We start from the raw sequence: 12,123 nt of genomic DNA on the forward strand, positions 1-12,123 counted from the left end.
TCATGAGCGCATATATCGCCCGCCGCATTTTCCTGATGTTCCCTACGCTGTTGGGAATTCTGTTCGTATCGTTCGTGGTGGTGCAATTTGCGCCGGGTGGTCCGGTGGAGCGCGTCATCGCGCAGTTGACCGGCGCGGACACCGGCGGCACCTCGCGGATTTCGGGTTCCGGCGGAGATTTCGGCCCGCGCGGCCAGGTCAACGTGGCCGCCGGCGGCGCCATCAACTCGAAGTATCGCGGCGCGCAGGGGCTCGATCCCGAATTCGTCAAGAGCCTCGAGAAGCAATTCGGCTTCGACAAGCCGGCGCCGGAACGTTTCGCGTTGATGCTGTGGAATTATGCGCGCTTCGATTTCGGCAAGAGTTACTTTCGCGATGTCAGCGTGCTGCAATTGATCAAGGAGAAGCTGCCGGTCTCGATGTCGCTGGGAATCTGGATGACGCTCCTGACCTATCTGATCTCGATACCGCTCGGCATCCGCAAGGCGGTGATGGACGGCTCGAGGTTCGATACCTGGACCTCGGCGGTGGTCATCGTCGGATTCGCGATCCCCGGTTTCCTGTTCGCGATCCTGCTGATCATCCTGTTCGCCGGCGGCTCGTTCTTCAATTTCTTCCCGCTGCGCGGGCTGACCTCGGACGGCTGGTCGCAATTTCCCTGGTACTGGAAAGTCCTCGACTATTTCTGGCACATCACATTGCCGCTGATTTCGATGGCGCTGGGCGCCTTCGCCACCATGACATTGCTGACCAAGAATTCGTTCCTTGATGAAATCCGCAAACAATATGTCATGACGGCCCGCGCCAAGGGCTGCGGCGAACGGCAGGTGCTTTACAATCACGTCTTCCGCAACGCCATGCTGATCGTCATCGCCGGCTTTCCAGGAGCGTTCATTCATGCGTTTTTCTCCGGCTCGCTGCTGATCGAGACCATCTTCTCGCTCGACGGGCTCGGTCTGCTCGGCTTCGAGAGCGTGCTCAATCGCGACTATCCGGTGGTGTTCGGAACGCTGTTCATCTTCTCGCTGGTCGGCCTCGTCGTCAATCTGATCTCCGACCTTGCCTATATGTGGATCGATCCGCGGATCGATTTCGAGGCCCGGGAAGTCTGATGACCGTCATCGCGCCGCCGCCGATCGAAACCACCACGCACGCGCCGCTCGGCGAAGCCGTGCCGATCACCCGCCACCGGTTCAGCCCGTCGCCGCTCAACCGCCGCCGCTGGCAGAATTTCAAATCCAACCGCCGCGGCTACTGGTCGTTCTGGATTTTCCTGATCCTGTTCTTTGTCTCATTGTTCGCCGAGCTGATTGCCAACGATCGTCCGTTCCTGGTCAGGTTCGACGGCCATCTGTATTGGCCGGCCTTCGTCAGCTATTCCGAGACCACGTTCGGCGGCGACTTCGAGACCGCCGCGGATTATCGCGATCCTTATCTGCAGAAATTGATCGCGGACAAGGGCGGCAGGATATTCTGGCCGCTGATCCGCTATTCCTACGATACGCACAATCTCGACCTGCCGACGCCGGCGCCCTCGAAACCGACCTGGATGCTGACGGAAACCGAGTGCAGGGAGGTGGTGCAGAAAAAGGGCCTGACCGGCTGCCGCGACCTCGAATACAACTGGCTCGGCACCGACGACCAGGGCCGCGACTTGGTGGCGCGCCTGATCTACGGCTTTCGGATCTCGGTGCTGTTCGGCCTCGCGCTGACCATCATCTCGTCGATCGTCGGTGTTGCCGCCGGCGGGGTGCAGGGCTATTTCGGTGGCTGGATCGATCTGACATTTCAGCGTGTCATCGAGGTGTGGACCGCTATTCCCTCACTGTATCTGCTGCTGATCCTGTCGTCGGTGCTGGTGCCGGGCTTCTTTGTCCTGCTCGGCATTCTCCTGCTGTTCTCGTGGGTGTCGCTGGTCGGCCTGGTGCGTGCGGAATTCCTGCGCGGGCGCAACTTCGAATACATCATGGCGGCGCGGGCGCTCGGCGTCTCCAACGCCGTGATCATGTTCCGGCATCTGTTGCCCAATGCAATGGTGGCGACCATGACGTTCCTGCCGTTCATCGTCTCTTCGTCGGTGATGACGCTGACCGCGCTGGATTTTCTCGGCTTCGGATTGCCGCCGGGCTCACCCTCGCTCGGCGAATTGCTGTCACAGGGCAAGACCAACGTTCAGGCGCCGTGGCTCGGCTTCACCGGGTTTTTTGCCGTCGCCATCATGCTCTCGCTGTTGATTTTCATCGGCGAAGCGGTGCGCGACGCGTTCGATCCGCGCAAGACGTTCAGGTAGGCCGCCATGGACGCCATCAACCAGCCCCTGCTCGATGTCCGCGACCTGTCGGTGGCGTTTCACCAGCCCAGCGGCAGCTCGATTGCGGTGAACCATATTTCCTTTGAGATCAGGCGTGGCGAGTGCGTGGCGCTGGTCGGCGAATCCGGCTCCGGCAAATCGGTCAGCGCGCTGTCGATCCTGAAGCTGTTGCCGTATCCGACTGCGACGCACCCCTCCGGCAGCATTCATTTCAAGGGCCGGGAGCTGCTCGATCTGTCGGAGCGCGAGATTCGCAGTATTCGCGGCAACGACATCTCGATCATTTTCCAGGAGCCGATGACGTCGCTCAATCCGCTGCACACGATCGAATCCCAGATCGTTGAAATCCTGCAGCTTCACAGCGGCATTGGCGGAAATGCGGCGCGGGCGCGCACGCTGGAGCTGCTGACGCAGGTCGGCATTCCCGAACCGGAAACCCGGCTGGCGAGCTATCCGCATCAATTGTCCGGCGGCCAGCGCCAGCGCGTGATGATCGCAATGGCGCTCGCCAACGAGCCGGATTTGCTGATCGCGGACGAGCCAACCACGGCGCTCGATGTCACCGTGCAGGCGCAAATCCTGACGCTGCTGGCGGAAATTCGCGCGCGGCTCGGCATGAGCATGCTGTTCATCACCCACGATCTCGGCATCGTTCGCCGCATCGCCGACGTCGTCTGCGTCATGAACAGCGGCAAGATCGTCGAGCAGGGACCGGTAGAGCAGGTCTTCACCGCGCCGAAGCATCCTTATACCCGCGCGTTGCTGGCGGCGGAGCCGAAGCCAGACCCGGCGCCGCCGCGGCCGGATTCTCCGGTGGTGATGTCGGCCGACGACCTCAAGGTCTGGTTTCCGGTCAAGCGCGGCCTGCTTCGCAAGACGGTCGGACATATCAAGGCGGTCGATGGCGTCACGTTCAAGGTGCGCAAGGGCGAGACGCTCGGCGTCGTCGGCGAATCCGGCTCCGGCAAGACCACGCTGGGCCTGGCGCTGCTGCGGCTGATTTCGTCCGACGGGCGGATCGTGTTCCTGGGCAGCGATATCCAGGGGCTGCGCTTCAAGGCGATGCGGCCGTTTCGCCGTGACATGCAGATCGTGTTCCAGGATCCGTTCGGCGCGTTGAGCCCGCGCATGTCGGTTGGCGACATCGTCGCCGAAGGCCTCAGCGTGCATCAGCCCGGACTTTCGCCGGAGCAGCGCGAAGCCCGCGTCATCAAGGCGCTTCGCGATGTCGGCATGGATCCGGCGACGCGGTTTCGCTATCCGCACGAATTTTCCGGCGGCCAGCGCCAGCGCATCAGCATTGCGCGCGCGGTGGTGCTGGAGCCGGATTTCGTCGTGCTGGATGAGCCGACCAGCGCGCTCGACATGCTGTTCCAGGCCCAGATGGTCGATCTGTTGCGCGAACTGCAGCGCAAGCGCGATCTGACCTACATGTTCATTTCGCATGATCTGCGCGTTGTCGCTTCGCTCGCCAGCCATCTGATCGTGATGCGTCTCGGCAAGGTGGTGGAGGAGGGGCCGGCGATGGAGCTGTTCAAGAATCCGAAGACCGACTATACCCGCGCGCTGTTTGCTGCCGCCTTCCGGCTGGAAACCGCGCCGGACGGCACCGCCGCGACGTAGGGCAAACACCCACACTCACCGGGGACGGGCCGCGTTTCACCTCTCCCTCCGGGAGAGGTGAAGCCGAGTTCAAGTCGGCCGCTTGATCGCCGTGATTTCGCTGCCCGCGGCCTTGATGCGCGCGATGGCGCTGGGGGTATTTTCGATCGTGGTCGCCATGTGATGCGCATTGGCATGCACGATGCTGTCGGCATCACGCACGATGGCCACATGGCCTTTCCAGAAAATCAAGTCGCCGCGCTGCAGCCTGTTCAATTCCGCCGCATCCAGCGCTCGGCCGATGGCGTCCTGCTGCATGTCGCTGTCGCGCGGGCAGCCGGTGCCCGCGGCATTCAGCGCGATCTGCACCAGGCCGGAACAATCGATCCCGAGGCTGCTCTTGCCGCCCCACAGATAGGGCGTGCCGCCAAAGCGTTCGGCGACGCCGACGAAATCGCGCTCATAATGCTCGACGCTGCCGACATGCGGCAGCGGCAGATACCAGCCTTCGCGCGTGACGGCGAACGCGCCGTCCTCACGCACCACGGTTATTTTTGCTCCCAGGAGCAGAGCATCGACCGGCGGCAGCTTGATCGACGGGCCTGGAAACGCGAACGTCCGCAAGGCCGTGATCATGTGGGTCGGCGCTCCAACGGGTTTTGCCAGGGCGCGATCGGGAAGCCAGCCGACATAGCCGTCGCTGTTGAGTTGACCCCAGGCCCAGCCTTCGCCGTTGCGGTCATAGATGGTGACGCGCTCGCCCTTCAGCGCTTGTGTCAGCAGCATGGCATCCGAAGACGGCTGGCTGCGCAGCGGGGCGATGGCATCCGATATTTCGAACTCTTCGCCGGTGACAAAGCGCGCCGCCGCGACCTTGCCTTCGAGGTATTTCGCGGCGAGGTCCGGCCGCGCCGGGGTCAGGCGCGGATCATCCATAGCGTTCGCCGAGCAATTTGTAGATCGCACGGGCGGCCTGGCACTCACCGCCTTCCGGCCGCGCCGGTTTGGCCTGTGGCGTCCAGCCGTAGATATCGACATGCAGCCAGCTTTTGGCGGCCTCGACGAAGCGCTGCAGGAACAGCGCACAGACAATCGAGCCGGCGAACCCGCCCGACGGCGCATTGTTGAGGTTGGCGACCTTCGAATCGAGCCAGGCGTCGTAGGCCGGCCATAGCGGCAATCGCCACAATGGATCGTTCTCCGCTTTCGCGCACCGCGCGACATCCAGCGCCAGCGTCTCATCATTGGTGTAAAAGGGCGGTAAATCGGGACCGAGCGCCACCCGCGCCGCGCCGGTCAGGGTGCCCAGATCGACCAGCAGATCGGGCTTCTCCTCGTCGGCGAGCGCCAGCGCATCGGCCAGCACCAGCCGTCCCTCGGCGTCGGTGTTGCCTATCTCGACGCTGAGCCCCTTGCGCGAGGGGAAAATGTCGAGCGGCCGGAAGGCGTTGCCGCCGACCGCGTTTTCGACCGCGGGAATCAAGACCCGCAACCGCACCTTGAGCCTGGCATCCATCACCATCGATGCCAGCGCCAGCACGTTGGCAGCACCCCCCATATCCTTCTTCATGATCAGCATGCCGGTGGATGGCTTGAGGTCGAGCCCGCCGGTATCGAAGCAGACGCCCTTGCCGACCAGCGTCACCTTCGGATGCGCAGGGTCGCCCCAAGTGAAGTCGATCAGGCGCGGCGCGCGCGGCGACGCCATGCCGACCGCATGAATCAGCGGAAAGTTCTGCCGCACGAGGTCGTCGCCGACGATGCAGTTGAAATCGGCGCCAAAGCGCGTCGCAAGCGTCTGCGCCGCCAGCGCCAGTTGTTCCGGCCCCATGTCGTTGGCCGGCGTATTGATGAGATCGCGGGCAAGTGCCGCCGCTTCCGCCATTCGCGTAATATCGGCAATGTCGATGCCATCCGGCGGCACCAGTTTGACCTCGGGCGCATCGACTTTCCGGTAGCGGCTGAACCGGTAACTGCCGAGTGCGAAGGCAAGCGTCGCAAGCCGCCTGTCGTGCGGCGCGTTGGCAAAGCGATAGACTCCCGGCGGCAGCAGGCCCGGCAACGCGCCGGGCCGAAACAGGTCACGGGATTTGCCGGTCTCGTCCTCCAGTCCGAACACCACCTGCGCGATCTGTCCGTCCGCGGACGGCAATGTCAGGCACGCTCCGGGTTTGGCTGCAAAGCCGTTGGCTTGCGCGAACTGCTGCGCCTGCGCGGGAAAACCGGCGCAGATCGACTTCCATGTCGCCTTGGTCGCAAATGTAATGGGAATTGCCGATGCAGCGGCTGCGGTCTCGAACACTGAAGGCATCCTCTGTCTCGGTCTTCCATTGGAGCGGTCAGCGCGGAGCCGGCGTGGAGGGTGGTCTTTGACCGGAAGTTGCAGTCTGCCTGACGTCCGCAATCGGCTGGGTACGCGGTTGATCGGGCTGTTGTAGCAGCAACCGAAGCCGCCGCCTACTACACAGCGCCCGGAGATGATGCTAGGCTACATCACGCAATCCGGGAGGGGATCGAATGGCCAAGAAGGGGTTAGACAACAGGCATCGCGATACGACAGGCCGTATCGACAAGAAGCACGGCAACACGCGCGTCAAGGCCTTGCGAAAAACCTATGGCGAGCATTTTGCAAAAAGCCGTCGCGGCGACATGATGCTCAAGACGCTGCTCGTCGAGACCGGCACCGATTCGCTTCACGCCTATCTCCGCAAGCATCACAAATAGCCGAATACCGGAGGCGATATCTCGTCCGCCGGTGCCAAGCAAAGTCTAGCAGAGTCGGAATGCCATTTTCTCTAAACGGAGAATGCGATGGATGTTTTGTGGACTATTGTTGTTTCAGTCGGCCACGCGATCGAGCAGGTCATCAATTACATCGAGACCCACCACTGGATCTTCGGGCTTTTGGCCGGCGGTTATATTTTTTATCTTCACGACAAGGGGCTGCACGCCAGGTTTGATGCGCTGGACAAGCGGATCGACGAAATCAGGAAGCGCCTCGCCGTGGAATATTGAGGGTCGGGTTTTGCGGAATAATGGACAGCCGTCGCGCGCGGGAGACTTTGCCGAACCGGTGCTTGACCGACGCCTGATGGTAGCGGGATCGGGAGCGCATCGGCGGAATTAACCAACCGTTAGGGTTAACAGTCTATTGCTGGCACGTTCGGTTCGATCCATTCGCCCGAGTTAAAGTGTCATGCGTCATCAGTGCAGCCTTGCCCGGTTTCTAGCATCCGCGGCCGTGACGGCGATTTTGGCCGCAGGGCTTGGCGGCTGCCAGACCATGTCGGACATCACGGGATCGATCACGGCAAAGGCCGAGCCCAGCCCCGACGCCGATCCGCGGCGCGCGGTGGAAGTCTACGGCGAACGCTACCGCGCCAACCCCAAGGATGCCGATGCGGCGCTGGCCTATGGCCAGGCGCTCCGCGCCACCGGGCAGCGCTCCCAGGCCGCCGCCGTGCTCGAACAGGCCACCATCGCCCATCCCGGCAACAAGGCGCTGCTGGCCGGATACGGCCGGGCGCTCGCCGACAACGGCAATTTCCAGCAGGCGTTCGATGTTCTGGCCCGCGCCCATTCGCCCGAGAATCCCGACTGGCGACTGCTTTCGGTGCAAGGCACCGCGCTCGATCAGCTCGGCCGCCACGAGGAAGCCCGCCGCTATTATGCCGGCGCACTGAAGATTTCACCGGAGCAGCCGTCGGTGCTTTCCAATCTCGGGATGTCCTATGTTCTTTCAAAGGATTTGCCGAAGGCGGAAGAGGCGCTTCGCCGGGCCTATGACAGCCCCGGAGCCGATGCGAAGGTGCGGCAGAATCTGGGCCTGGTGGTTGGCCTGCAGGGCCGCTTTGCCGAGGCCGAGGCGATCGTGAAGGCTGACCTGCCGGCGGACGAGGCGGCGGCGAATGTCGCCTATCTGAAGCAGATGCTGAGCCGCAAGGACAATCCGCGCACCGGCGCCAGGCCGACGCCGATGGCGTCTCTCAGCCGTCCCGACTGATCGTCCGGATCACGACCGACTAGCCGAAGCACTTGCATCAAAAGAGGAGGTTATCCCCCTCCGGCTTGGTAGGCCGCGACCTTGATGAAGGTCGGTCCGAGGATGACGACGAACAGCACCGGCAGGAAGAACAGGATCATCGGCACCGTCAGTTTCGGCGGCAAGGCGGCCGCCTTCTTCTCGGCTTCGTTCATGCGCATGTCGCGATTTTCCTGCGCCATGACGCGCAGGCTCTGGCCGAGCGGCGTGCCGTAGCGTTCCGACTGCTGCAGCGCCAGGCAGACCGATTTCACGCCTTCGAGGCCGGTGCGCTTGGCAAGGTTCTCGTAAGCCACCTTGCGATCCTGCAGATACGACAGCTCTGCCGTGGTCAGCGTGAACTCCTCCGATAGCGCCACCGACTGCGTGACGATCTCGGTAGAGACCTTGCGGAATGCGGTTTCGATCGACATGCCGGACTCGATGCAGATCAACAGCAGGTCGAGCGCGTCGGGAAATGCCCGCTTGATCGAGAGCTGGCGCTTCGAGATCGCGTTTTTCAGGTACAGCATCGGCGCCTGCAATCCGAGATAAGCCGCGGCGATGCACATGCCGATCTTTACCGGTACCGACTTCTCCATATGCGAGATCACGAAAACGTACAGCACCGCCAGTATGAAAAGCAGGATCGGGGTCACCAGTCGGAAGAACAAGAATGTGACGTAAGGCGCGTGCCCGCGATGGCCGGCCATGATGAGCTTTTCACGCGCGGCCTCCTGCGCCAGCCATTTCCCGAGGTTGAAGTCTTCCACCACCTTCGAGACGACCTGCTTCGGCGCCTGGCGCAGCGACACTTTTTCGGTCTTGCTGAGACGCTCGCGCTCGCGTTGTCGGATCCGCTCGCGCTCGCTGGCCACCGCCTTCATCCGCTTGGCGAGGCCCTCGCCCGCGAAAAACGGCATGACCAGCGTATAGGCGGTCATGCTCGCGGCGATCGCAGCCAGCAGCATGGTCATGAACCGCGCGTCGTGAAGCTTGCCGACCAGAAAATCAATCATGCTGCACCGTCAGAAGTCGAAATTGATCATTTTCTTCATTACGAAGATGCCGATCGACATCCAGATCACGCAGCCGCACAGCATCAATTGACCGGTCGGGTGCGTCCACAACAGCGCGATGTAGTCGGGGGTCGAAAGGTAAACCAGCAGCATGACGATGGGCGGCAGCGAACCGATGATGCCCGCCGACGCCTTGGCTTCCATCGACATGGCTTGAATCTTTTCCGCCATTTTCTTGCGGTCGCGCAGCACCTTGGACAGGTTGCCCAGAGCCTCGGAGAGGTTGCCGCCGGATTTTGTCTGGATCGCGATGACGATCCCGAAGAAGTTTGCCTCCGGAACCGGCATCCGCTCGAACAGGCGCGCGCAGGCCTCGCCGAGTGGCATGCCGATCGCCTGGGTTTCGATGATGGCCATGAACTCGCCCTTGAGCGGCTCCGGCGCATCGGCTGCGACGACCTTGATCGAGTCGAATAACGGCAGGCCGGCCTTGATGCCGCGCACGATCACGTCGACGGCGTCCGGCAGCGCTTTCAGGAATGCCTTTTCACGGCGTTTCTTCAGATAGCTCAAGCCCCATCGCGGCAGGCCGAAGCCCGCGGCGAACGCCACGCCGCCGGCGCCAAGCAGACTGCCTCCGATCATCATCGCCATCGCGAAGCCGATCACCCCGAGAATACCGGAAATGATCATGAATTTCCGCGGCGACCAGGAGACGCCGGCCTGGACAAGACGGGCGCTCAGCGGCACCTTCTTTTCCTTCAGCCGGCGCGCTTCGAGATCCTTCAGCGATCCTTCGACCTGTTCGCGGCGCGTGCGCTGATTTCTGTCGGCCTGACGCGCGGCCGGCTCCGGCTTTGCGACGGACGCGCGGCGGCTCGCAGCCTTTTGCTCCCCCGACAGCAAGGGATAGATAAAGACCCACGCCAGACCGCCGACGGCGGCGGTGGCGAGGAAGGCAAATGCGAGCGCTTGGAGTTTCATGGCGCGCCCTTTAGATCTCCACGACGACTTCAGCGGCGTCGAGAGCCGCGGCAAGCCGCTTCTCTTCGCCGTAATAACGCGCGCGATCCCAAAAGCGCGGCCGTCCGATGCCGGTCGAGCGATGCCGGCCGATGATGTTCCCGTTGGCGTCCTCGCCGGTCATGTCGTACAGGAACAGGTCCTGGGTAATGATGGTCTCGCCTTCCATGCCCATCACTTCGGTGATGTGGGTGATGCGCCGCGAGCCGTCGCGCAGACGGGCGGCCTGAATGATGACGTCGATCGAGGCGCAGATCATTTCGCGAATGGTTCGCGAGGGCAGTGAAAAGCCGCCCATCGTGATCATCGATTCGCAGCGCGACAGGGCTTCGCGGGGATTGTTGGCGTGCAGCGTTCCCATCGATCCGTCGTGGCCGGTGTTCATGGCTTGCAACAGGTCGAACGCCTCCGGTCCGCGGACTTCGCCGACGATGATGCGTTCCGGACGCATGCGCAGGCAGTTTCGCACCAGTTCGCGCATCGTGACCTGACCCTCGCCCTCGATGTTGGGCGGGCGGGTTTCCAGCCGCACCACATGCGGCTGCTGCAGCTGAAGTTCCGCGGCGTCTTCGCAGGTGATGATGCGTTCGTCGTCGTCGATGTACTGCGTCAGGCAATTCAGCAGCGTGGTCTTGCCGGAGCCGGTGCCGCCGGAAATCAGGACGTTGGCGCGGCAGCGGCCGATGATCTGCAGGATATCGGCACCTTCCGGTGTGATCGCGCCGAATTTGACCAGCTGATCGAGGGTCAGCTTGTCTTTCTTGAATTTGCGGATCGTCAATGCGGGGCCGTCGATCGCCAGCGGCGGCACGATGGCGTTGACGCGCGAGCCGTCGGCGAGGCGCGCGTCGCAGATCGGCGAGGATTCGTCGACCCGCCGGCCGACCTGGCTGACGATGCGCTGACAGATATTGAGCAATTGCTGGTTGTCGCGGAAGCGGATCCCGGTGCGCTGAATGCGGCCCGAGACTTCGATGAACACCGTTCCGGCGCCATTGACCATGATGTCGGAGATGTCGTCGCGCGACAACAGCGGTTCCAGCGGGCCATATCCGAGAACGTCGTTGCAGATGTCGTCGAGCAGTTCCTCCTGCTCGGCGATCGACATCACGATATTCTTGATCGCGATGATCTCGTTGACGATGTCGCGGATTTCCTCGCGGGCGGACTCGCCGTCGAGCTTGGCGAGTTGGGCAAGGTCGATCGCTTCGATCAGGGCGCCGAAGATCGTCGCCTTTACCTGATAATAGGTGTCCGACCGGCGCGCCTCCGCCGAGGGCGCAGTCGGCGGCGGTTTTGCCGGTGCCAGCGGCGGCGAGGAAACGGCGGGCGGAGATGCTTCGCGCGAAACGGCGGCGGCGCCGGAAGCTGGTTCCAGCGCGCTGGCGGCGGGCTTCGCCGGCCTTGTATCGGTATCTGTTCCGCTACGCTTACCAAACACGACGGCACTCCAGGCGGGCTAACTTACTTTGCCCGCAACTTTCCAATGAGGGGTGACAGGAACGAACCCTTCGGCTTTTTGGTCTCGCCGCGGCCCGTCAGCCGCTGCGCGATCTGCAGAAATATCTCGGTGGTGCGATGATTGGCGGAGATTTCCGCGATCATCTGGCCATTGTTGGCCGCCGAACCGAACATCTGCGGGTCGAACGGGATCGCCGCGATCGGCTGGCTCTCGATGGCTTTGGCGAATTCGCTCGAATTGATTTCCGGCCGCTTCGGCACGCCGACCTGGTTGAGACAGTACAGCGGCGTCCGGTCGTTGGGCCGCGATGCCTTCAACAGGTCGAATATGTTCTTGGTGTTGCGCAGGTTGGCGAGGTCGGGCGCCGCCACAATCAGGATATCGTCCGCACCCACCAAGGCGCGCTTGGTCCAGCCCGACCATTGATGCGGAACGTCGAGCACGATGCACGGCATCGTGGTGCGAAGCGTGTCGAAGATCGAGTCGAAGGCGTCGGCGCCAAAGTCGTAGACCCGCTCCAGCGTGGCCGGCGCCGCCAGCAGGCTGAGGTGGTCGGTGCATTTCGACAGCAGCCGGTCGATGAACGCGGTATCGACGCGATCGGGCGAAAATACCGCGTCGGCGATCCCCTGGGCGGGATCCTGATTGTAGTCGAGGCCGGCGGTGCCGAATGCAAGGTCGAGGT

Annotated in this window: 11 protein-coding genes and 1 pseudogene; 6 read left to right on the forward strand and 6 right to left on the reverse strand. The window is 62.7% G+C overall.

Annotation, left to right across the window (positions count from 1 at the left end):
* Window positions 1-2 precede the first annotated feature (2 nt).
* Genes E7813_RS25900 through E7813_RS25910 form a run of 3 tightly spaced genes read left to right on the forward strand, consistent with a single transcriptional unit; the run spans window position 3 to window position 3,934 of the window.
* Entirely contained in the window at window positions 3-1,112 is a 1,110-nt protein-coding gene (locus E7813_RS25900; protein WP_291578150.1) for a microcin C ABC transporter permease YejB, read from the forward strand.
* Window positions 1,112-2,290: an ABC transporter permease gene (locus E7813_RS25905; protein ID WP_291578151.1), complete on the forward strand. Its 1,179-nt coding sequence runs from the start codon at window positions 1,112-1,114 to the stop codon at window positions 2,288-2,290. Before E7813_RS25900 ends, E7813_RS25905 begins: the two co-directional genes overlap by 1 nt.
* Before the next feature lie 6 nt (window positions 2,291-2,296).
* Complete coding sequence (locus tag E7813_RS25910; protein ID WP_291578152.1) at window positions 2,297-3,934, forward strand: ABC transporter ATP-binding protein; 1,638 nt, start codon at window positions 2,297-2,299, stop codon at window positions 3,932-3,934.
* Between the two features lie 69 nt (window positions 3,935-4,003).
* On the opposite strand, the gene E7813_RS25915 is transcribed toward E7813_RS25910, so the two are convergent.
* Window positions 4,004-4,849 (reverse strand): NlpC/P60 family protein, encoded by an 846-nt coding sequence (locus E7813_RS25915; protein WP_291578153.1) that lies wholly within the window; start codon window positions 4,847-4,849, stop codon window positions 4,004-4,006.
* Window positions 4,842-6,224 (reverse strand): leucyl aminopeptidase family protein, encoded by a 1,383-nt coding sequence (locus E7813_RS25920; RefSeq protein WP_291578154.1) that lies wholly within the window; start codon window positions 6,222-6,224, stop codon window positions 4,842-4,844. Before E7813_RS25920 ends, E7813_RS25915 begins: the two co-directional genes overlap by 8 nt.
* A gap of 206 nt (window positions 6,225-6,430) precedes the next feature.
* Here E7813_RS25920 and E7813_RS25925 point away from each other — a divergent pair, with 206 nt between their 5' ends.
* The 3 genes from E7813_RS25925 to E7813_RS25935 all read left to right on the forward strand — a co-directional run bounded on the left by E7813_RS25925 (window position 6,431) and on the right by E7813_RS25935 (window position 7,916).
* Entirely contained in the window at window positions 6,431-6,637 is a 207-nt protein-coding gene (locus E7813_RS25925; protein WP_291578155.1) for a hypothetical protein, read from the forward strand.
* Window positions 6,638-6,724: 87 nt separating this feature from the next.
* Complete coding sequence (locus E7813_RS25930; protein WP_291578156.1) at window positions 6,725-6,928, forward strand: hypothetical protein; 204 nt, start codon at window positions 6,725-6,727, stop codon at window positions 6,926-6,928.
* Window positions 6,929-7,109: 181 nt separating this feature from the next.
* Window positions 7,110-7,916, forward strand: coding sequence for a tetratricopeptide repeat protein (locus E7813_RS25935; RefSeq protein ID WP_291578157.1), 807 nt, complete (start codon window positions 7,110-7,112; stop codon window positions 7,914-7,916).
* 50 nt (window positions 7,917-7,966) lie between these two features.
* Here the strand turns inward: E7813_RS25935 and E7813_RS25940 are convergent, their stop codons facing one another.
* The 4 genes and pseudogenes from E7813_RS25940 to E7813_RS25955 form a co-directional block, all read right to left on the reverse strand.
* On the reverse strand, window positions 7,967-8,953 hold the full coding sequence (locus E7813_RS25940) for a type II secretion system F family protein (protein ID WP_291578158.1): 987 nt from the start codon (window positions 8,951-8,953) through the stop codon (window positions 7,967-7,969).
* Window positions 8,954-8,962: 9 nt separating this feature from the next.
* Window positions 8,963-9,937: a type II secretion system F family protein gene (locus tag E7813_RS25945; protein ID WP_291578159.1), complete on the reverse strand. Its 975-nt coding sequence runs from the start codon at window positions 9,935-9,937 to the stop codon at window positions 8,963-8,965.
* Between the two features lie 10 nt (window positions 9,938-9,947).
* The gene (locus tag E7813_RS25950; RefSeq protein WP_291578160.1) at window positions 9,948-11,417 is read right to left on the reverse strand and encodes a CpaF family protein; all 1,470 of its coding nucleotides are present in this window, start codon (window positions 11,415-11,417) and stop codon (window positions 9,948-9,950) included.
* Window positions 11,418-11,440: 23 nt separating this feature from the next.
* A pseudogene (locus E7813_RS25955) lies at window positions 11,441-12,123 on the reverse strand (CtpF protein); the annotation flags it as partial.

The sequence above is a fragment of the Bradyrhizobium sp. genome (genome assembly GCF_004799405.1).
In the GTDB taxonomy this organism is placed as follows: Bacteria; Pseudomonadota; Alphaproteobacteria; order Rhizobiales; family Xanthobacteraceae; genus Bradyrhizobium.